Origin of the sequence: Mammaliicoccus lentus, from assembly GCF_002902755.1 — a bacterium.
GTDB lineage: Bacteria > Bacillota > Bacilli > Staphylococcales > Staphylococcaceae > Mammaliicoccus > Mammaliicoccus lentus.
The window spans coordinates 1-23,004 of record NZ_PPRS01000019.1; the positions used below are offsets into that span (position 1 = coordinate 1).

Sequence of the window (23,004 nt, forward strand, 5' to 3'; positions counted from 1 at the left end):
GTATAACAATTAAAATCGAGCTATTCAACCTTAATTGTTATTTTTCTGAAAATAATTATAATTTATGTTTATGTTATATATAATACCTCATATGTATAAATATTAAAAAGAAAGTGGAACTGAAATCTAATTTTTTTAAAAGAGGTTGTAATCCACCTTTGTTAGCTACTGCCAATATAATAAATCAGGCTGAGACATTAATATGTCTCAGCCTGGCTTTTATCTTTAATGCTTACTTTTTATCAAAAGTCTTTTTTTCTACTACTGTTTTAGGTCCTTTTAAATCTTCATCATTAACTTCAGACTTAATCGCACCTTTTTGTGCTTTTAATTCTTCGTCATCGACATCGTCAGCTGTTACAACATTTTTGTTTGCTTTCTTTTCAGCTTGTTTAGATTTTACTTCGTCAGCTTTTTTCTTTGTTTCTGTTTTTTTCTCTTCAGCTTTAGCTTTAGCTTGTTCTGCTTTATCAGCTGCTTCTTCTTTCTTTTCTTCAGTTTTAGCTTTTACTTCTTCTTTTTTGTCTTCAGCTTTAGCTTTTACTTCTTTTGCTTTTTCAGTTGCTTCTTCTTTCTTTTCTTCTGCTTGTGTACGAAGTTCTTCAGCTTTTGTTTGAGCTTGAGCTTTTAAATCGTCTGTTTTAGTTTTAACATCTTCAATAATTTTATTTGACTGTTCGCTTAAATCATCTTGAAGAGCTCTACCTGATTTAGGCGCTAATAATAAACCGGCAATCCCACCTACTACTGTTCCTAAAATCACACCAAATACAAAATCTCTACCACTTGTATTATTTTCATGTTTTGCTTCATATGTTTCTAAACCATGTGTATATAAATCTCTATTATATTGATTTTCCATCAATAAAACCTCCTGTTTAAATTAATTAATGTTAATAGACAATAAAATGTTTGAGGCTGAGGCATTTAATTATGTCTCAGCCTCATTAACTTTATTTTTTCAATCCTGCATTAATTTTATCTTCGTCTAATTTATCACCAGACGTCGTTTGTTCATTATAATCTTTAGGAACTTCCGCTTCATAATCTTTAGAAGTCGTTGTACCATTTTTAAATGAAGCATAACTTCTACGATTCTTTCTCATTTGCCATTTGTCTGCAACTTCCATTGCAACATTTGACCATTGTACTACTTGAGAAATTTTATCTTCATTTTGAGAGATATTATGCGTAATTGAATTTGTAACTCTATCTACTGAAGAGTTAAGTGTTTGTACTGAATCTCCAACACCTTTAACTGCATCTACAACAGAATTTAAACGTAATGATTTATCTTGAATATCTTCAGTTAAGCGGTTTGCCTTGTGAAGTAAGTCAGTTGATTCACGTGTAATTCCTTGTATTTGGCCTTGAATGCCATCTAAAGTTTCATTGATTCCTTTAACTGTTTTTAATAATTGCACTAAGAACATTGCTAATACTACACAAATAACTAAAAATGCAATAGCAGCAATAATACCTGCTAATGGTAATAACCAATCCATACTGAACGCCTCCTAATAATTATAAAACTTAATATGATTTACTAATATTTAATACCCTTAATCATTATGCATAAACATAATATTATGATTCAGTAAGAGTACTCACATAGGCTCTTTGAACTTTTTGTATGTCTCCAGCGCCCATAAATAGTATAACACCATTTGAATGGTTTTTAAGTTGTGAAACTGTTTCTTCACTAATTAATTTTGAATTTTCAATTAACGCTTGTAGATCATTTATTGTTAATTCACCTTGTTGCTCTCTTATAGAACCAAATATATCACATAAATAAACTTGATCCGCTTGATTTAAGCTTTCTGCAAATTCATTTAAAAATGTTTCAGTTCTTGAAAAAGTGTGTGGTTGAAATACTGCTATCACTTCTTTTTCAGGATATTTTTTTCTCGCTGACTCAATTGTAGCATTAATTTCCCTTGGATGATGTGCATAATCATCTATTAAAACTTGATTATCATAAAAACTTTCACTAAATCTTCTTTTTACACCGCCAAATGTTAATAATGCTTCTTTTATATTATTAATATCTAAGTTTTCTAAATAACATACTGCAATAACTGCAAGTGCATTTAATACATGGTGGTCTCCATACATAGGTGTCGTAAATGAACCTATATATTGCTTACCATTTTTAAAGTAAACATCAAAAGTAGTGCCTTTTGAAGAAGTTTGAACGTTTTCAGCATAAACATCATTTTCATTTTCAAATCCATAAAAATAAATCGGAATATCTGCTTTTATTTTTCTTAATTCTGCGTCGTGGCCCCAAGCTATAATAGCTTTCTTTACGTTATTTGCCATTTCTTGAAAGGCATTCGTCACATCTTGTAAATTCTTGAAGTAGTCGGGGTGATCGAAATCAATATTTGTCATAATTGCATAATCAGGATAGTAACTTAAGAAATGCCTTCTATATTCACATGCTTCAAATGCAAAATAAGAACTATCAGGTAAGCCCATACCCGTTCCATCCCCAATTAAAAATGATGTTTTTTGATCACCATTCATTACGTGAGAAAGCAAACCAGTTGTTGAAGTTTTACCGTGAGCACCTGTTACTGCTACAGAAGTATATTGAGACATAAATTCACCTAAGAATATGTGATATCTTTTAACTTCAAGACCTAACTCGTATGCTTTAGCAATTTCGGGATGAGTATCAGGAAAAGCATTTCCAGCTATAACTGTCATACCTTCATGAATATTTTCTACATCAAAAGGTAATATTTTTATTCCTTTATTTTTCAATGCAATTTCAGTAAACACTGTATTTTCTATATCAGAACCTTGTACATTATGGCCCATGTCATGCATAATTTGTGCTAAAGAACTCATTCCAGCCCCTTTTATTCCGACAAAATGAAATAATGTCATTTCATGTCACTCCTTCTATTTCTTATATGTTAGTTTTTCCATTTTCTAATGTATCTTTTGAAATTAAAACCTCTCTCGGTTTCGAGCCATTTGGTCCTGAGATAAAGCCGTTTGCTTCTAAGTTATCAATCATTCTAGCAGCTCTATTATAACCAATTTGGAAATGCCTTTGTATCAATGACGTAGATATATGACCTTCATTAACCATAAATTCACATACATCATCAAATAGTGCATCAGCTGGTTGCTCATTCACTTTTTTCAATAATGTTTCTTGTTTAAATAAATAGTTAGGTTCCATTTGATCGCTTACAAAGGAAACTGTCTCGTCAATTTCATCATCTGACACAAATGCACCTTGTACTCTAATCGGTTTATTCATACCATTTCCTAGATATAACATATCACCGTTACCAAGTAGTTTTTCAGCACCACCAACATCAAGAATTGTTCTAGAATCTATAGAAGATGAAACCATGAATGATATTCTAGTAGGAACATTTGCTTTTATCAATCCTGTAATAACATTTACAGATGGTCTTTGTGTAGCTAAAATCATGTGAATACCACATGCTCTCGCTTTTTGTGCAATCCTAGCTATTGATTGTTCAACTTCTTGTGGAGACATCATCATTAAATCTGCTAATTCGTCTATTACAATTACAATTTTAGGCATGCGTTTTTCATAAGTGGCTTTCTTATTATAAGCCGTAATATTTCGAACATGCAATTCCGCAAACTCTTTATACCTTTTTTCCATTTCTTCTACAGCCCATTTAAGACTTGCTGTAGCAGCTTTAACATCTGTAATAACTGGTGAAACTAGATGTGGTAAATCGTTATATGGCGCTAGTTCTACCATTTTTGGATCAATGAGTAGCAACTTCAATTCATCAGGATGATTTTTGTATAACAAACTCGTCAAAATTGCGTTGATACATACTGACTTTCCTGAACCAGTAGCTCCAGCTATTAATGCGTGCGGTGTTTTTGAAATATCCATTAATAAAGGTTCATTATTAATCTTAAAGCCCATAGCTACTGTTAATTTACTTTCAGCTTGTTGAAAAGCTTTAGATGTAATCATTTGACCTAATGGTATTTTTCTAGGTGTTTGATTTGGCACTTCAATACCTACTAAACTCGTTCCTGGAATTGGCGCTTCGATTCTTATATCTTTTGCTGCTAATGCCATTTTTATATCATCTTGAAGTGCTGTAATTCTTGAAACTTTAACGCCTTTTTCTACAGATAGTTCAAAGCGAGTTACAGTTGGCCCTTGTATCATATTGACAACATGAGCAGGTACATTAAAGTGATAAAACGCTTCGTCTAATTCTTTTTTCTTCTCTTCTAACCATTCTGTATTATCCTCTTGTTCAACTACATCGTCTAAAATTGTCAATGGTGGTAATACAAATGATGGTCCTTTACGTTTTGTCACTGTTTCAAGGCTCTCGTTGTTGAAATCATTATTCGTCTGATTATTTTCAGAAGCATTATTCACTTTAGCTTCTTGCTTTACATTTGTTGAAGTCTGATTTTTAAATGTATGATATTTCTTTTTATCTGAAGGCGTCATAACAACATTAAATGGAGATGATTTTTTATTATTAGGTTTAAGTACTGGTTCTAAAGATTTCTTTTTATTTTTTGGTTCATCTCTCAACTGTGACTTATCTTCAAGTTCTTCGTTTGATTCAGAGATTTCAACTTTAGATTGAGTATCTTCAGTTTCATTTAATTCTTTTTCTGATGTCGTAAACTCATCATCTATAAATGACAGTTCTTCGTCGTCATCTTTTTCTTCAAAGTCTTCATTAGTCGTTTCTGGGACTTCTTCAAATTCAATATCATCTTCTACAAAATTATCTTCTTTGAAATTATCGTTATTTTCATTTCCATTAAAGGCGGACTCTACCCCTTCTATAACTTCTTCTTCAAAATATTCATTAGTGTTTTCTGGAACTTCCTCAAATTCAATATCATCTTCTACAAAGTTTTCTTCTTCGATACTATTATATTCACTTTCATTAGGAACACGCTTTATTTCTGTATCTTCAACTTCTTCAAATTGTAAATCTGAGGATTTCGCTGTTTCTTCTACTGGTTCTCTGTTTTCAGATTGATTATCTAAAGACTCATTATTTGATTCTTCTGTAGCTAATTCTGTTAATTCTTCAAACTGTACGTCTAAATCTTCTGAGTTTTCTTCTTTAGCTGGTTCTATTCCATCGATTTCTTCAACATCAAGATTTTCTTCTTGTTGTCGTTTTTGTTCTTCTGGTTCTTCATCAATATCCAAATTTATTTCTTTAAATTCATATGTAGTCATGTCGTTTACATCTGGTTGCAATGACTCTTTAGAGCTTTCTTCTTCAAATTTCAATTCATTTTCGTCACTGTTAGGTTGTGTAATATAATCATCTGATGACTTAATGTCTTCAGTTGTAGTTTCTTCAGTGTTATCTTCCGGCTCTTCATTGATTTGATTATTTTTAATAAAAGATGCCTGTTTTTTGAAAAATTCGTCTTGTTGTTTAATTTGAGATTTTTCTTCTTCAGATTGAATATTTTGTAGTTCTTGTTCTCTTTTTTCTCTTAAAGCTTTTTCAAATTGTTTTTTCTTTTGAAGCTTCTTTTCTCGCTCTTTTCTAATTTCAGAAACAATTTGCGAAGCGTATATATTTTCAATATTTATAGTATTGTCCGTCTTTGAATAAGTGGGCGTATCACGTACCACTTCACTATTGCTACTTTGATTATCAATGCTCTCATATTCGTTACTATCTTTGTTATCTTCTTCTTTGATGTTAGAAGTATCAGGTGTAGAAGGTTCTTTCAAACCACTGTTTGGAACATCTTTTTGTTTTCTCATTCCAAATATAGCAGAAGGCACTTCTGAAGCGTGAAACTTAGGTTGATTTAAAGAAGATAATCTTCGATTGAAAGCATCGTCTTCTTTATCATGAACAGATTTCTTTTTGAAAACTGAAGAATATTGTTCAGTGCTAGAAGGTCTTGTTAAACGTTTGTTCTCATAAACACCCTTGTCTTTTTTAGGTTGTGGTTCAGAGGGTGCTTCTTCTCCGTCATGACTTCTTCTGCGACGCCTTCTTCTATTTGTTGGATATGACGCTTCATTTTCATTGTAAAATCGCTCATCATAGTAGTTATATTCTTGTTGTGAATCATGCTCTTGATCAGAATTTTGTTCAGTCTCTGTTTCAGTTTCAGCGTCAACATCCATATCTATTGGAAATCTAAATTTACCTCTTGGTCTTTTATAAATTTCTTCGTTCACTTCTTCATCTTCTGAACCATGGTCAAAAGGAATATTTTCATTTTCTTTTTCTTTATTTTTTTGTTTATTTTTAGACTGACCGAATATATCATCAAACCAACTCATAGGTTCACTACCTTTCATCTTCAAAAAATGGTGTTCCTACAGTATAACTATCATCTAATACCATTATACCTTTTTCTTTCGGAGCACCTTCTAAATCTAGCTCTTTCATAGAACAAACCATGCCACTTGAAGGAACGCCACGTAATTCTGCGTCTTTAATAATCATACCACTTGGCATAACTGCTCCTACTTTAGCTACGACTACTTTTTGATCTTGCTCTATATTTGGAGCTCCGCATACAATTTGTAATGTTTCGTTTCCAACATCGATTTTACATACAGATAATTTATCTGCATCCGGATGTTTAGATTTTTCTTTAACAAACCCTACTACAAATTTAGGTGATAAATCAACTTCTAATTTATAGTTGATATTATTCTTTTCTAGTAAATCTTGAATACTACTAACATGTTTTTCTTCAGTTTTGATATTTCCATTTCCTTCAATTTGAACATATTTAGAAGCATTAAAAATATTAAAACCAACAATGTTGCCATCGCTTTTTATAATTGTAATATCATTTTGATTTTCATATTCCAAATTTTCTGTTGATGGTTCTAATGAAACTAACAATACATCCCCAATACCATTTTTATTATAAAATAAATTCATAATTATAACTCCTTATCATTTCTTATCATTTCTTTTCATTATTTTTCATATTTTTAAATATTTCTCTATTTTTTTCTAATCTTTCTATTACTTCTTTATTTCTTTTACGTGAATGATTTTTACCTAATATAAATATAGGTTCTAATGGTTCATCCGGTTTGTAAGAGAATGACAGCGAAGTTATAGGCACTAAACCATTTTGGAAGAAATGCATATTCATTTGCGCTACCACATCATAGCCTATTTCATTTTTGATGTCACAAATAACCAACACATCTTGATGAGGTGTTGCAAGAAGCATTTCTCCTTCGATATTTTGATAAACATCCTTAAGGAATGACTGATTTAAAATTCTAGAAGCATCATATCCATCATTTGTATTTACAAAATAAAATGTATTACCTTGTACTTCATCAGATTTATATGATGTTTTTCTTTTTTTAATGTTAAATAAAGCTTGTTCTTTTATTTGATTATGAGACATATTTAGTTCTTCTAACATAGATTCATCGATTAATCTATAAGTGTTGCCTAAATCCAACGCATAATAAATGTTTGTTTCGGCTGTATGTTCATCTATTATAAATGGAGTACCTTCTTTAGTTTCTTTATGGAAACTTGTAGATCTAATTACAGGTAATATTTCTATTTTACTGATTTCCTTAGTAGATTCATCTTGCATTGCATGAATTGTTTCAGTTACATAATAAACAATTTCATCTACAATTTTATCTCCACTATTTTTATACTTTGCAATAATTGGTGAAATTTTTACTGATAAACCTTTTTGGTTATCTTTACGTTCAATTCTTAAACTTTCATCTTCTCTATCAAACTTGAAATTAGCATCTAATGATTTCAAGCGTTCTTTTAGTAAATCTCTCATTTGAAAGACATTCATACATAACACTCCTATTTTTATACCTTTATCTAGTTTACAACAAATTAGCGCCATGTTACAGTGATAAACTTATTTAAATCAATGAAAAAAGTAGGTTTCGAGAAATAAAATCAACTTTTATTTCAACCTACTTTTTTTCGATTTATTTCTTCAATCCTTCTATAAATTCACTTATTTGTTCTATAGTTTTTCTTTCTTTTCCAACATATCTTCCTAGTTCTTTTTGATTATCAAATGCTACAAAACTCGGAATACCCATCACACCAACTTCTTGGCATAATTCAATAAATTCATCTCTATCTACCGAGACGAACTGATAATCATTGTATTTTTGTTCTAATGCCGGTAAATCTGGGTCAATAAAATGGCAATCAGGACACCATGAAGCCGTGAACATGAAAACGGTTGGGTCATTTGTTAATTGATTAAATTCTTCTATTGATGTTAATTGTTTCATTTTTTTACACTTCCTATCATAATTGTTTGTTGTCCACCTTTAATCATATGATATCTTTTCAGTATATGATAAACAAATAAACTGACTACAGCCGGTAATAAGAAATGGAAGAATAAAATTTGTAACCATACTTCTGTAGATGCGCCCATCGTTTGTATTGTCATAATTTGACCAACAAACCCACTTGAACCCATGCCAGCTCCAGCTGCATTATTTTCCATCGGCCAAAACACTGTCATTATTGGAGCTACTACAATACTGGCTACTACAGGTGGAATTAAAATAAATGGGTGTTTTAAGTAATTTGAAATTTGTAACTTACTTGTTCCAATTCCGTGTGCAATGATACCTGAAATACCATTATCTCTATATCCTGTTACTGCAAATCCTACCATGTGACAACATCCACCAATAGTGGCTGCTGCTGCGGCTGTTCCACTCAAACCTAACATTAAAGATAAAGCTGCACTAGAAATCGGACTAGATAAAGTCATTCCTACTAAGCAACTTACGAATATTCCCATCAATAAAGGCTGTTGTTCCGTGCTTATTTGGATCCAATTTCCTAAGTGTTTCATAAACGCATCGATAAATGGTGCGATAAATTTCGCAATACAAACACCTACTAATAATGTCAAAATTGGAGACAAAATAATATCTATTTTAGTTTTCCCTGAATATACTTTTCCTAATTCACTTGCAAAGACTGAAGATAAATAACTGCCAACCGCCCCTCCTTGTTCGTAACCATACATACCAGTTACTACTGTTGCAAAAATGATGAGCGGCGAGGCGCCTAAACCATAACTAACAGCCACCCCTACCCCAGCTCCAGTTAAATTTTGTGCTAACTTTCCTATTTCAATCATTATTGATGTATCAAAATATGTATTCAATGTACGGCCAAGTGTTTCAATTATAAGCCCTACAATTAAAGTACTAAATAAACCTAAAGCCATATAACTTAATCCATCTATAATCGTTCTACTAAAAAAAGATTTTATTTTGATCATTATTCACACTCCTTAAAAAAGATTATACTATAAAAAAACACATATCATTATTAAATTTAATATTAATAACGACATGTGTCTTATATAATTAACCTTAATAATAGCAAGATATGGAATTTAACTATCTGCTAGTTTATTTAAATTCTAATTATATTTTAAATGTTCGATTTTTTCTTTATTAATGTCTTGAACAATTTCTACTAATAATTGTTTAGCATTTAAATAATCTCTAACATCATATATCGCTTTACTTGTATGAATATAACGTGCACAAACACCAATAACTGCAGTTGGTATACCTGTTAATGCTTTATGAATCTCACCGCCATCTGTACCTCCCGGTGATTGGAAATATTGATGATTAATATCTTTTTCTTCAACTATATTAATTAAATAGTCTCTCATTCTTTCAGATAAAATCATAGTTCTATCAAGAATTCTTATTAACACACCTTCACCTAGTGCTCCAGATAATCCGATATGACCTTTCATATCATTGGCAGGTGAACAGTCTACTACTAAGGCTAAGTCAGGTTCTATTAAGTTAACACTTGCTGAAGCACCGCGTAATCCAACCTCTTCTTGTACGTTAGCGCCTACATATAAATCAACATCTAAATCAATATCTTTAACTGCTTCTAATAATTCTAACCCAACTAAACATCCATATCTATTATCCCATGCTTTAGCTAAAATTCTGTTTTCAGTGAGTTGCTCTAGATTTGTTCTAGGTACAATTGTATCTCCAATATTGATTCCCATATCTTTAAGTTGTTGCATATTTTCTGCTCCAACGTCTAACAACATATCTTCAATTGCAACACCAGATTCTTTACCAGTTCTAAAATGTTTCGGAATACTACCTACTACGCCATTGTAATATTGATTATCTCTTGTTTTTAATTGTAACGTTTGTGATAACCATACATCAGATGATACACCACCTAAAGGTGTGAATTTCAACATGCCTTCTTTTGTCATTTCTGTTACCATAAATCCAATTTCATCCATATGAGCTGCAACTAAAACTTTTGGTGCATTTTCTTTTTTAGATTTTTTTACACCATAAATACTCCCCATATTATCTCCGATTATTTCGTCAACAAAAGGTTTCATTTGTTCTTTTAAATATTCACGAGCTTCACCTTCAAAGCCAGGTACAGCATGTAATTCAGTCAAAGTTCTCATTCTATTTATTGTTTCTTGTCCAATTTGTGTCATAATGATTCTCCTTGCTAAAATTTTATCTATCATTCTTTCTTTATGGTACACTAGATTTAAGTTAAAGGAGGTATGGTCATGCAAAATAATAAGTTGCGACTAGTCATGTTATTGTTTTCAATTTTTACTGGTATAGGGATTCTTACAGCATTAATTTACTTTAAACAATTTAAACATTACAGCTGCGAAGAAATTTTAAAACAAGTAAAAAGCCAATTTAATGACGTTGAAGGTTCTTACATTTTACATATCCCAAAGACCTACCAAAAGTTTGGTATTGAAACTAAAGTAGTTCATGGTGGAATAACAATTAACAAAAATGGTAGCCCAGTCCATTACGAATTTATTGCCGATGCTTTCAACGGTCAAGTTATAGACATTTATGAAATTTAATTTTCAAAGAAAACATAACGTACATTTTTTGTACGTTATGTTTTCTTTATTCTATTTCATCGTTGTCTAAAGCGTTAAATGATTGTTTAATAGCTTCTAATCCACCAATTAATTTATCTTCACTACATGCTACATTAAGTCTAAAGTGATGACTTTCATCAAGCTCATATGAATTTCCAATACCAGTCGCGATTTTACCAACAGACTGTAACGCTTTTTGTACTTTTTCCTCACTATAACCACTATTCGAGAAATCAATCCATGCTAAATATGTCGATTCAGGCTTAATGAAACTTAATTGATCTGACATTTCATTATCTACGAATTCTTTTAAAATTCTCATATTTCGTTCTATATGATCGTTTAATTGATCAACCCACTCTTCAGCTTGGTTATATGCAACTTTTACCGCCTCTACCGCTAAAGTATTTGCAGCTGCAAGTCCATAATAAGTTCCTAGTTTTCTATTAAATTGCATTGTAAAATAGCGATGTTTTGTAATCATATAGCTACTTGCTAAACTAGCTAAGTTAAATGTCTTTCCTAAGCCTGTTACCACTAAAATTGGAGAATCTAACTGCATAAGATTTGCCATAGAATAAAAGCCGTTTTCACTTCTTGCAAAATCCATATGAATTTCATCAGAAACTATAAACACGTCATGTCTCTCACATATTTCTTTTATTTGCTCACATTCTTCTTTAGTCCAAACTTTACCTGTTGGATTGTGAGGATTACAAAATACTAAAACTTTCACATCTTCCCTAGAAGCTACTTTTTCAAATTGTTCTACGTCTAATTTATAGCCTTCATCAGTTTGGATAAGAGGAGATTCAACTACCTCTCTTTTATTTCCTTCTATAAGGTTAAGAAAAGCATTATAAGATGGTGTATGAATAAGAACACCTTCGCCTTCTTTCGTAAATTCACGAATCACTTCTGTGACTGTGAATAATATACTTGGCACATAGTATATATCATTTTTTTGAACGTTAACGCTGAATCTTTTTTTATACCAATTTTTAATCGCATTTAAATATTCATCTTGTTTCCACACTAAATAACCAAAATGTGCTTGATCTAATTTATTTTTCAAATGTTCTATAATAAATTCGGGCGTTTTAATATCCATATCAGCTATCCAAAATGGTTCTAAATTCTCGTAATCATATACTTTTTGTTGTCCGTCATAAGCAACAGTAGCTGTACCTCTTCTATCGATAACTTCATCAAAATTATACTTCAATTAGCTCATCCCTTCTGATATCGTTTTTAATTTTTCTCGTTTCATCATCAATCTTAACTGCAAAATGATTAATATCGTGATAAAACAAGAACCAATAATTTTCTTTTATATATTTTTGTATTAATCTTTCTTTAGCATTAATAGAATCCATAGGATAATCGTCATATGCTGTAACCCAAAGTGGATTTAAGTGTGCAAATGTTGGAAATATATCTGCCATATGAACTGCTTTTTCCCCATTGCTTTCAATTTCAATAACTGAATGTCCCGCGCTATGGCCTCCTGTATGTTTCATCGTTATACCAGGTATAACTTCAAATTCATCTTTGAATGTAACAACTTGATGTTCAATATTTTTATGGTTTTCTTCCCAATAAGTAGACTTACTTCTAATATTAGGCGCTCTCATTTCATTCCACTCTATTTGCGAAGTGTATATGACAGCATTTTTAAATACAGATTGACCATCCGGCGTTGTTAGCCCACAAGCATGATCAAAGTGCATATGTGACATAATTACAATATCTATATCATCAACTGTTAAGTTAAATTGTTCTAAAGAACCATGTATATCACTTTCATATGTAGCTCCATAATTACGTTTTTGTTTTTCAGTAAATTTTCCATTACCCACACCAGTATCAATAATCATATTATGATTATTATTTTGTATTAAAATAGGATGACATACTAGTGGTATTTGATTGCGTTCATTACACGGATACTTCTTCGTCCATAATGGTCTTGGTACAACACCAAACATGGCTCCACCGTCCATATTCGTAATACCACCTTGTAATGGATATAAATTGAATTCTCCAATATTAAACAAGATATTCCCCTCCATTCATTATTATTATTTTATCATTTATTATTATAATGAACACCCATCAAGGTTTAGATAAATATGTTTTGTGATGGTAAAAGAGTAGTTGTGAGTGCTATGTTGCACGTCGACCGCGTCTTGCAACTTTCGGGAGCGCTATGTTGCACATGGACATCGTCTTGCTACATTCGGGGGTGGTATGTTGCACGTCGACCTTCTCTTGCAACTTTCGGGGGCGCTATGTTGCACATGGACATCGTCTTGCTACATTTCGAAACTGTACTTCAGCTTTTAATACAATTTTAAAGTTTTAAGTAATACTTTCTTGGCTTGCCTTCAATAATTTCAAAATATTTATTACAAAATCTTCTCAGTGTGTGTTTATTATTAGTACTACACCATCTTTCTGCATCTTGTAATGTAAATGGTTCGCCTTTACAAATAAACAGTTCTTTTAAGTTATACAAATATATACTTCTTCTACTAAACTTATTTGAGCAGATAGTACAACATACACTTTTCTTTTTCTCGCTTATGTTTAGTTTATCAACGCTTTTACAATTCGGGCACTTCAAGCCATGTTTAATATCATCAAATGGGACTCTCTTATTATTTTGATATATGTCAGAAAAAGTATTCTTTTCCTCTTCAATTATTTTTAAAATTCTATGATTTTCTGCTGTTTTATAATTTTCGAACAATCTTTGGATTTTATGTAATTCAGTTGGTAATAGAACTTCATATTGGGGCGGTATTTGGGATTTTAAAGTAAAAGTGGGATTAGTGAAGATTAGTATAGTCTTTATTTCTCTATTAATTTCACATTTCTTTAAAAGCAGCTGTAATTCATTATTAGCTCGATATAACTGTTGAAATGGTGTATAAAACATACTTCCATAATCATTTATAAATTGGTCGTTTTTTATATAGTAATCACCACTATAATTTTTTATTTCAAAGTGATAAACATAATCATCAGAAACGACTAAAAAATCTATTTGTACTCTATTATTTATATTAAGTTCAATATTGTAGAGAAATGGTAAATGATTAATTAGTTTTAGTTTTTGATAAATAATTGCTTCGCCTTCTAGTCCCTTCAAAAAAGTAGCCATTTGACTATCAAGTGAACTTTTATCAATTCTATTAATTAAAGAAGTAAAATATACTATATTTTGCATCGGCAAACCTCCAATATTTTTTATATAATTATAAACGCTTTTTATTATATAGAAAAGAAAAAAAGGACGAGACATAAGTATCTTAAAAAATTAAAAATAGCTGGTATTGTATAACTCTGACGATTTTGTAAAGTGCTGACGCCCGGGGAATAGTATGCGTGAGAGACTACAGGCTCGAGCCATACCCCAGGCAAGCATGCACGAACATAATCGTTAAATTTTATAAAAAATAAGCATATCACTTTCAAACTGAAATAATCAGTTAAGTGATATGCTTATTTATTCTGAGTCAGGATTTATATCCCAACCTTTTTAACTACATTATTTAAAACTTGCTTCCATACGATAGATTCTAAATCCTCTGTTTGAGAATTTGTCTTCATATTCTGTGCGTATGTTCTCTTCTGGTTCATTCTCATGTAAGTTTAAATTGATTAAGTCGAATGTCATTCCAAAGGCTGACATACTTTCTAAACTATATTCGAACAATCCTTGGTTATCTGTTTTAAAGTGGATTTGTCCGTCTTTCTTTAATATATGTCGATAGATTTCTAAAAACGATGAAAACGTTAATCTACGTTTTGTGTGACGTGTTTTCGGCCATGGATCAGAAAAGTTTAAATAAATTCTCGATACTTCATTTTCTACAAAGTACTCTGTAAGTAATTTAGCATCTTGATTAATCAACTTAATATTCTCAAGTTCTAATTCTTTTACTTTTTCTAATACTCGAACCATGACGTTTTTGTCTCTTTCTATTGCAACATAATTAATTTCTGGATGACGTCTTGCCATTTCAGTTATAAACCTACCCATACCTGTACCAACTTCGATGTGTATTGGTTGGTCTTTTTCAAACCATTCAGCCATTTTATACTGCTGATTCAAATCAACATCAACAATTTGGGGATGACTTTTTAAGAAATCATCTGCCCAAGGTTTATTTCTCATTCTCATTCAAAGTAACTCCTTATATAAATACATTTCGATTCATGACTTCACTTAAGAAATTCAACCAATCATTCATATCATTATAGCGTTTTTTCTCTTCGTACCACTCAACCATAGCAATAGCCTGTATAAGCGTATACCATTTCATTCTTTTCTTTAAGTCATGTGTATCATTAATACCATACTTACTTAACCAATCAACCCAATCTTTTTCATCAACATAAGTATACAATATCATACCTATATCTATAGCAGGGTCAGCAATCATCGCGCCTTCCCAATCTACTAAGTATAATTCGTCTTGATCAGATAAAAGCCAATTATTATGATTCACATCGCCATGAATAACAGTATAGAAGCGACTATCTAGCATTGGCATATTTTCTTCTAAATATAGCAACGCTTTTCTAACAGTTCTATTCGCTAATACGTGCCTAGATAAAGAACTATTAATTTTATTAAATAATAACTCTGGGTGCATAGGTTTCATTTCCATACGCTTTAACATATTAAGTAATTGTTTTGAAGAATGTATTTTTTTAAGAAGTTTGGCAACGCGGTTAGAATTCATTTCATCTTGGACTAACTCTCGACCATTTTTCCAATGTTGTGCAGTTACAACTTCTCCAGTTTCAATTCTTTTTGTCCAAACTAATTTTGGTACAATCCCTTCAGCTGACAAAGCTGTTAAGAAGGGGCTTGAATTTCTTTTTAGGAAGAGTTTGCGGCCGTCTTGTTCTGCCATATATGCTTCACCAGATGCCCCACCTGCTGAGTCTAATGTCCATCCTAATTGATAAAAATGTTCCAACCTATCCACCTCACTTTCAGAAAAAGAAAAAGACTCATGAACATCAATTTTCAAGAGTCATTACTTAATCTTAAAAAACCCGTTTATTTTTTGTCATTTTAGTGCGCTTGATTTAAATTTTATTATTTTTCTGTGCAGATTTCAACCACATAAATGAAAACTTTGGGGTATTTTGAACCTATTCAGATACAAAATATCTATAAAGTTCAGTATTTACGTGGTTTACACTATATTAATAAATTACACTAAAATATTTTTTCTATGTTTGACTCTATATAATTGTTAAACGATTTTTGTAATTCTTTTGTAATTTTACCTACTGTACCATCAGAAATGAATGTGTCATCCACTTGAAATACCGGCATAACTTCAATTGAAGTACTTGAAACTATAACTTCATCAGCACTTTTCAAAAATTCTACATCAAAAGGTTCCTCAACAAATGGTATATTCAATTCGTTAGCTATCTCTTTGATAACTCTTCTTGTAATACCATTTAAAATTAAATTATTCGCTGGGTGTGTATATATTTTACTGTCTTTTACAGCAAAAACATTGCTAGAACTTCCTTCTGTTACAATTCCATCTCTATGCATGATAGCTTCTCCAGCATCACTTTGAGTTGCTTTCTCTTTAGCTAGGACATTACCAAGTAAATTCAAGCTTTTAATATCACATCTTAGCCATCTAATATCATCTACAGTAATTGCTTTTATGCCATTTTCTAATTCATCGTATGGTCTTTCATAACTTTTAGAAAATGCTGAGAATACAGGTTTCGTGCTCGCTTCTGGGAAAGGATGATTTCTTGGTGCGACTCCTCGTGTTACTTGGATATATACACCACCATTTTTGACGTTATTTTTTTCTGCCAATTCTTCAATTAATTCTGTTAAGCTTTTTACAGTATAATCTTCTAAATTTAAGCCGATTTCCTTTGCACTTCTGAATAAGCGTTCAAAGTGTTCTTTAGCTGTGAATGCATTACCGTCATAGATGCGTATATATTCGTATATACCATCGCCGAAATTATAACCTCTATCAGTATAACTAACCTTGCCTTCTGATTCATCTACAAATTCATCATTAATATATACAAATGTCACTCTACATCATCCTTTACACAAATATTATATATAGCTTCTAAATAAATAGCAGTTGCATCAAATAATTGTTTTTTTGTAATATATTCATTTTTTTGATGCATTAAATCTTCTGATTCTTTAAACATTGCTCCAAATGCAACGCCTTTATCTAGATTGCGAGCATAAGTGCCTCCACCAATTGTAAACGGCTCTGATAAGTCTTTAGTTTGGTTGCGGTATGCAGACAATAATTTATCGATAAACGGATCATTCTTATCTACATAATGAGGTTCCTGATGTTTATCCATATCTATTTCAAATCCTCTATCCGCAATTTCTTCAGTAAATCGTGTTAAAGATTGTTCAAAGTTGAAACCTTCTGGATATCTCAAATTAATACCAAATTGTCCACCATCAACATCAGTATAACTCATTATTCCAGTATTAGTAGTTACTTCTCCCATTTCTTCAGTCGCAAATTTCATACCCATTTTTTCACCATTTGGCGAATTTACTAAATAATCATTGGCAAATTTCACATATGAATTTGCATATTTATCTAAATTTAAATTGTTTAAAAATTGTATTAAAAGTAAGCCTGCGTTAATACCTTGTGATGGATCCATACCATGAGCCGATTTACCATGAACAGTTAAATTCAAGAAACCTTCATCTATTGAAGTTTCGCCTTCAATTTCATTCTCTTCTAAAAATGTTTCGAAATTTTGAACAACGTTTGTCATTTGTTCTTTAATTAAAAGTTTGGCTTGAGCAGTATCAGGTACCATGTTAAAACGTTCACCCGAGAAGAATGCTTTTAATTCAACTTCAGGCTCATCATCGTCTTCTTCATAACCAGATTGTAAAATATTAAAAGTGACGATTCCCTTTTCACCATAAATTAATGGAAACTCTGCATCAGGAGCGAAACCGATTGTAGGCATTTCTTCAGTTTCAAAATACCTATCAGTACACTGCCAATCAGATTCCTCATCTGTTCCTACAATGATATGTATTCGTTTTTTCCAATCTACTTTCATATCTTCTAATATTTTTACAGCGTAGTAAGCTGCAATTGTAGGACCTTTATCATCTAAAGTACCTCTAGCGATAATAGTATCTTCAGTTTCTACTGGGTCAAATGGATCTGTGTCCCAACCGGCACCTGCTGGTACTACGTCTACATGACATAAAACTCCTAATAAGTCATCACCTTTACCCGCTTCGATTCTTCCGACTATGTTTTCAATATCTTTATAACTAAACCCATCTCTTTCTCCGAGTTTACACATGTAATTCAGTGCTTTTTTCGGACCTGGGCCAACTGGTTCATCAACATTACTTTCTGCATCATTTCTTACACTTTCAATGCTTAATAAACCTTTTAAGTCTTTAACAATATCTTTTTCATATTCTTTAACTTTATTTCTCCACATCGGAAATCATCTCTTTCTTACTTGAATAGTTATCTATATGATACATGAAAATTTTAAAAATATGAAATAGAAATACCAAAAATTCTTAAGTTTTTTAACTACTTATTATTTCCTTATACATACGACTATAGTCGTGTGTATTTAACATTTTTATTTCCCAAATTTTTATCGACCTTATAGAGTAAAAAAGACCGACAAAACTGTCGGTCTTAAAATAAATTATTATTTTTTTAAATCTTCTTCAGTCACAATTCTTAAATTTCCGTTTGCTGTTCCACCTTCATCATCGAATTTAGCTTCACGTAAATCAGTGTTATCACTATCATCTTTTTTCAAACGTGATTTTGCATCTGAAGCGTAGCCTTTAGGATTTTCTTTAGCTTTTTTCAATTCTGTTTTAGCTTTTTCTTTATAAGACTCTGGATCTTCTTTGTATTTAGAATATTCGTTTTGTGCCTTATCTTTTATTTCAGACGCTTTTTCTTTTGCTGATGCTTTATAATTTTCAGGGTCTTCTTTATATTTATCATATTCATTTTTTAGCTTATCTCTGTTTTCTTTTTTAGATAATACTACTGCTGCTGCAGTCCCCCCTAATACAACTAATGTTCTAAATAATCCTGCTTTTTTAGCCATTTTATATCCACCTCTATTTATTTAATAATACTAGTTTACCCAACACAGTATTTTTCAAACATATAATTATTCTTATAATCCTAATAATTTAAAATCTTCTTCAAGTAAATGTCTATATTCACCTAAAGCTAATTCTTCATCCAAGTTCAAATTATTTATTTGAATTCGTTTTAAATACGTAACTTCACAATCAATTGAATGAAACATTCTTTTCACTTGATGAAATTTACCTTCATAAATCGTCACATATGCTTTTGATTGAACATCATCTTCTATAATTTCTAATTCGCTTGGATATGAAGTGAAGTCACCTAGATCTATTCCATTTTTAAAAATTCCAATCGCTTCTTCTTTTATATGACCATCAACTTCAACATAATATTTTTTTGGCACTTTATGTTTAGGATTCATTAGTTGATGAGAAAATTTCCCGTCATTTGTTAGTAATAATAACCCTTCTGTGTCTTTATCTAATCGTCCAACTGGGAATAAATCCATATGCATATATTCTGGAACGATATCGATAACTGTTTCGTGCTCATCATCTTCAGTCGCTGATATAAATCCTGCTGGCTTGTTCATCATTAAATAAACAACTGGTTCGTATTCTATAGGTATTTCATCAAAAACGACAATATCTTCTTCTGGATTAATATGAATATCTGGTTTTTTAACCAGTTCATCATTAACAGTTACTAAATTTTGTTTTACAAATTTTTTAACTTCTTTTCGAGTTCCAATTCCAGCATTAGCTAAAAATTTATCTAGTCTCATTTCTACACCCACTTAATTTTACGTCTTATTTTAGCAGTTAAATCACCAAAGAATTCATCAGCTAAACGAGAACGCATTGTTAAATAACCATATACAATCATTCCAACTAGAGCACCTACTATTAATACTATTAAAGCACCCAATTTCGATGTTGGATCAATAATTAATGAAATAATAAAGTAACTTAATTCTACGAACAACATCATGATAATTGTATAAAATAGAATTCTCAATGTATGTTGAATTGTTACATTAAACTTATAATTAGCATGTTTCCAAAGAACATAACAATTTAATGCTACTGCGATCAATAGTGCAATTGCAGTACCTAATACTGCTCCTAAAGTATTAAAAGCAATAATTAAAGGTAAATTGATGATTGCTTTAACGCCTAATGCGCCAATCACTATCCATACTGTTAATGCTTGTTTATCAATACCTTGAAGCATCGATGCTGTTACTGATAATAACGCTATTAATATACTAACTGGCGCATACCAGAATAGAATTTCTGTACCCATTGGACTATAACTATAAAACACATTGTACAATGGTTGTGCTAATACCATAATACCTAATGAAGCTGGAACAGTTAAATATAGTAGTACTCCTAATGATTTTCTTATTTGTATATGCATTTCATCAATTCTTCCTGAATTGTAAGTGTTAGTAATAAACGGTACTAAACTTACAGCGAAACCTGCCGCTAATGAAGTAGGAATCATTACAATTTTATTAGTAGTCATGCTAAGCATTGTAAAATAAACATCGTGAAGAGAACTATTTACTCCACCTATAGCAAGTCCAGTATTATGTGTAAACTGGTCTATTAAATTTATGATTGGAAAACATAAACTTACAATTACAAATGGAATACTGTATTTAATGATTTCTTTATATATTTTGACATAAGAAACATCTATATCGCTCGTATCTTGTGCAACTTCTGCTTTAATTAAATGTCTACGTTTTATCCAGTAATATAATAACGTTAATAGGGCAACAATCGCACCTATCCCAGCTGCAAAAGTAGCAACTTGGTTCGCTACTAACACTGAACCATCCATTACATATAAAACAATGTAACTTCCACCTAAAATAAATGCAATTCGAGCAATTTGTTCAGTCACTTCAGAAACTGCAGTAGGACCCATTGAGTTGAAGCCTTGGAAAATACCTCTCCAAGTTGCTAATAAAGGAATAAAAAGAACAACAAAACTAATAGTACGAATTACATTAGTAATATCTTCAACTTTCCATCCACCTTCTATACCACCTTTGTTTGCTAATGTTAATTGAGCTATCGTTGGTGATAAGAAGAACAGTAATAAGAATCCAATTAAACCAGTAATAGACATTACTATAAAACTCGACCGGTATAATTTTTGACTTACTTTATAAGCACCTAATGCGTTATATTTAGATACATATTTAGCAGCTGCTAATGGTACACCAGCAGTTGCGATTGTTATCATGATTGTGTATGGTTGATAAGCATATGTAAATGGTGCAAGATTTTTTTCATCGCCGATTATAGCGTAAAAAGGAATTAAGTATAAAATACCTAATATTTTTGTAATTAAAATACTAGCTGTGAGTAAAAATGTCCCTCTCACAAGCGCTTTACTCTCTGACATATTTTCATCCCTATCTCAATTTACTTTTAAATTTAATAATAACAGGTTTATTTCTATTGTACTACTTTTTTTAAAAACCATTATTCGTTAAAATATCATTACATAAATCTTTGGAGGTAACTTATGTATCATACAATTATAATAGGCGCAGGACCAAGTGGTTTAATGGCTGCCTACAGTGCCAGTAAAGATGGTCAAAGCGTTCTATTAATAGAAAAGAAAAAAGGCCTCGGCCGAAAACTTCGTATATCTGGTGGTGGCAGATGTAACGTTACAAATCGACTCCCATACGAAGAGATAATAAAAAACATTCCAGGAAACGGAAAGTTTTTATACAGCCCATTTTCGACTTTTGATAATGAATCTATTATTGATTTCTTCGAATCTCGTGATGTAAACCTTAAAGAAGAAGATCATGGACGCATGTTCCCTGTTTCAAATAGAGCACAAGATGTAGTCGATGCACTCGTAAAAGCCATTAAAGATAACGGCGTTGAAATTCGCCAAGAAACTACAGTATCATCAATCGAAAGTGAAAATCAACAAATAACTGGTGTAACATTACAAAATGGTACTTTCATACCTTCACAAACAGTTATTATAGCATCCGGTGGTTGTAGCGTCCCACATACAGGTTCAACTGGAGATGGCTACAAATTTGCTGAACAACTTGGACATACCATAACTGAATTATTCCCAACTGAAGTACCTATTAAATCAAGTGAACCATTCATTAAAAATAAAATATTACAAGGCCTCAGTTTACAAGACATAGGGCTTTCCGTTCTAAAGAAAAATGGAAAACCAAGAATTACACATCAAATGGATATGTTGTTTACCCACTTCGGTGTTTCAGGACCAGCCGCATTAAGATGTAGCCAGTTCGTATATAAAGAACAAAAATCACAAAAGAAACAAGAGATTAAAATGGCTATTGATGCCTTTCCAGAAATAAAACAACATGATTTAGAACAACAAATTATAAAAAAATTAAAAGACGAACCAAATAAAGCTATTAAAAATGCGTTAAAAGGTTTAATACAGGAACGTTATCTGCATTTTCTATTAGAACAGTCAGATATAAATTTGGATGTAACTTATCACAATTTGTCACAACAATCTATCAAGACTTTCGTAGAAAACTTAAAAGCATTCACTTTTACTGTTAACGGAACTTTACCAATCGATAAAGCATTCGTTACTGGTGGTGGCGTAAATATAAAAGAAATCGAACCAAATAAGATGCATTCAAAAATTTGTTCAGGCTTATTCTTCTCAGGTGAAGTGTTAGACATTCACGGTTATACAGGTGGATATAATATAACAAGTGCACTTGTTACTGGTTATGTTGCCGGGCATAACGCTTCGTTATATAATTCTTAGGAATTACATCGCTAACAAGCTTGTTCAAAATTTCTTGCACGTTAGCGCTATACTCTCTTCACATTAAGCATAAATAAATCAAGGGTAAGACATTATTAATGTCTTACCCTTGTTTTTCATAATAGTTAATATT

The 23,004-nt window shown here is 31.4% G+C and carries 21 protein-coding genes; 2 read left to right on the forward strand and 19 right to left on the reverse strand.

What is annotated here, in order from left to right; translation table 11 throughout:
- Window positions 1-232: 232 nt before the first annotated feature.
- From CD135_RS07045 to CD135_RS07085, 9 genes are all read right to left on the reverse strand, one after another.
- Window positions 233-862 carry a YtxH domain-containing protein gene (locus CD135_RS07045; RefSeq protein ID WP_017000609.1) on the reverse strand — a complete coding sequence of 210 codons (630 nt, stop codon included), beginning with the start codon at window positions 860-862 and terminating at the stop codon, window positions 233-235.
- A 91-nt stretch (window positions 863-953) separates the two neighbouring features.
- A complete protein-coding gene (locus tag CD135_RS07050) occupies window positions 954-1,505 on the reverse strand; it encodes a DUF948 domain-containing protein (protein WP_017000608.1) in 552 nt (183 codons plus the stop codon).
- Window positions 1,506-1,587: 82 nt separating this feature from the next.
- A complete protein-coding gene (murC, locus tag CD135_RS07055; protein WP_064205241.1) occupies window positions 1,588-2,898 on the reverse strand; it encodes a UDP-N-acetylmuramate--L-alanine ligase in 1,311 nt (436 codons plus the stop codon).
- 22 nt (window positions 2,899-2,920) lie between these two features.
- Window positions 2,921-6,307, reverse strand: coding sequence for a DNA translocase FtsK (locus CD135_RS07060; RefSeq protein ID WP_103269103.1), 3,387 nt, complete (start codon window positions 6,305-6,307; stop codon window positions 2,921-2,923).
- A 7-nt stretch (window positions 6,308-6,314) separates the two neighbouring features.
- Entirely contained in the window at window positions 6,315-6,920 is a 606-nt protein-coding gene (gene ytpR, locus CD135_RS07065; RefSeq protein ID WP_017000605.1) for a YtpR family tRNA-binding protein, read from the reverse strand.
- Between the two features lie 25 nt (window positions 6,921-6,945).
- Window positions 6,946-7,821: a DUF1444 domain-containing protein gene (locus CD135_RS07070; protein WP_017000604.1), complete on the reverse strand. Its 876-nt coding sequence runs from the start codon at window positions 7,819-7,821 to the stop codon at window positions 6,946-6,948.
- A gap of 142 nt (window positions 7,822-7,963) precedes the next feature.
- Entirely contained in the window at window positions 7,964-8,278 is a 315-nt protein-coding gene (locus tag CD135_RS07075) for a thioredoxin family protein (RefSeq protein ID WP_017000603.1), read from the reverse strand.
- The gene (locus CD135_RS07080) at window positions 8,275-9,291 is read right to left on the reverse strand and encodes a PTS sugar transporter subunit IIC (RefSeq protein WP_017000602.1); all 1,017 of its coding nucleotides are present in this window, start codon (window positions 9,289-9,291) and stop codon (window positions 8,275-8,277) included. Before CD135_RS07080 ends, CD135_RS07075 begins: the two co-directional genes overlap by 4 nt.
- Window positions 9,292-9,435: 144 nt before the next feature.
- Entirely contained in the window at window positions 9,436-10,512 is a 1,077-nt protein-coding gene (locus CD135_RS07085) for a M42 family metallopeptidase (protein ID WP_064205240.1), read from the reverse strand.
- A gap of 78 nt (window positions 10,513-10,590) precedes the next feature.
- Between CD135_RS07085 and CD135_RS07090 the strand changes: the two genes are divergently transcribed.
- Window positions 10,591-10,905: a hypothetical protein gene (locus CD135_RS07090; RefSeq protein WP_017000601.1), complete on the forward strand. Its 315-nt coding sequence runs from the start codon at window positions 10,591-10,593 to the stop codon at window positions 10,903-10,905.
- A gap of 46 nt (window positions 10,906-10,951) precedes the next feature.
- Here CD135_RS07090 and CD135_RS07095 read toward each other — a convergent pair whose 3' ends face one another.
- The 10 genes from CD135_RS07095 to CD135_RS07140 all read right to left on the reverse strand — a co-directional run bounded on the left by CD135_RS07095 (window position 10,952) and on the right by CD135_RS07140 (window position 21,488).
- Window positions 10,952-12,151 (reverse strand): MalY/PatB family protein, encoded by a 1,200-nt coding sequence (locus CD135_RS07095; protein WP_103269098.1) that lies wholly within the window; start codon window positions 12,149-12,151, stop codon window positions 10,952-10,954.
- Window positions 12,141-12,983 (reverse strand): YtnP family quorum-quenching lactonase, encoded by an 843-nt coding sequence (locus CD135_RS07100; protein WP_017000599.1) that lies wholly within the window; start codon window positions 12,981-12,983, stop codon window positions 12,141-12,143. Before CD135_RS07100 ends, CD135_RS07095 begins: the two co-directional genes overlap by 11 nt.
- Window positions 12,984-13,279: 296 nt before the next feature.
- Entirely contained in the window at window positions 13,280-14,158 is an 879-nt protein-coding gene (locus CD135_RS07105; protein ID WP_167543687.1) for a nuclease-related domain-containing protein, read from the reverse strand.
- A 321-nt stretch (window positions 14,159-14,479) separates the two neighbouring features.
- On the reverse strand, window positions 14,480-15,115 hold the full coding sequence (gene trmB, locus CD135_RS07110; RefSeq protein WP_017000074.1) for a tRNA (guanosine(46)-N7)-methyltransferase TrmB: 636 nt from the start codon (window positions 15,113-15,115) through the stop codon (window positions 14,480-14,482).
- A 13-nt stretch (window positions 15,116-15,128) separates the two neighbouring features.
- The gene (locus CD135_RS07115; protein WP_017000073.1) at window positions 15,129-15,920 is read right to left on the reverse strand and encodes a phosphotransferase family protein; all 792 of its coding nucleotides are present in this window, start codon (window positions 15,918-15,920) and stop codon (window positions 15,129-15,131) included.
- Window positions 15,921-16,165: 245 nt separating this feature from the next.
- Window positions 16,166-17,026, reverse strand: coding sequence for a D-amino-acid transaminase (dat, locus tag CD135_RS07120; RefSeq protein ID WP_103269100.1), 861 nt, complete (start codon window positions 17,024-17,026; stop codon window positions 16,166-16,168).
- The gene (gene pepV, locus CD135_RS07125) at window positions 17,023-18,441 is read right to left on the reverse strand and encodes a dipeptidase PepV (protein WP_103269101.1); all 1,419 of its coding nucleotides are present in this window, start codon (window positions 18,439-18,441) and stop codon (window positions 17,023-17,025) included. Before pepV ends, dat begins: the two co-directional genes overlap by 4 nt.
- Before the next feature lie 222 nt (window positions 18,442-18,663).
- Window positions 18,664-19,077 carry a YtxH domain-containing protein gene (locus tag CD135_RS07130; RefSeq protein WP_017000071.1) on the reverse strand — a complete coding sequence of 138 codons (414 nt, stop codon included), beginning with the start codon at window positions 19,075-19,077 and terminating at the stop codon, window positions 18,664-18,666.
- A gap of 72 nt (window positions 19,078-19,149) precedes the next feature.
- Window positions 19,150-19,851, reverse strand: coding sequence for a pseudouridine synthase (locus CD135_RS07135; protein WP_070044687.1), 702 nt, complete (start codon window positions 19,849-19,851; stop codon window positions 19,150-19,152).
- A 2-nt stretch (window positions 19,852-19,853) separates the two neighbouring features.
- A complete protein-coding gene (locus CD135_RS07140) occupies window positions 19,854-21,488 on the reverse strand; it encodes a putative polysaccharide biosynthesis protein (protein ID WP_064205233.1) in 1,635 nt (544 codons plus the stop codon).
- A 123-nt stretch (window positions 21,489-21,611) separates the two neighbouring features.
- On the opposite strand from CD135_RS07140, the gene CD135_RS07145 reads away from it, so the two are divergent.
- Entirely contained in the window at window positions 21,612-22,871 is a 1,260-nt protein-coding gene (locus CD135_RS07145; RefSeq protein ID WP_017000069.1) for a BaiN/RdsA family NAD(P)/FAD-dependent oxidoreductase, read from the forward strand.
- The last annotated feature ends 133 nt before the right edge of the window (window positions 22,872-23,004 follow it).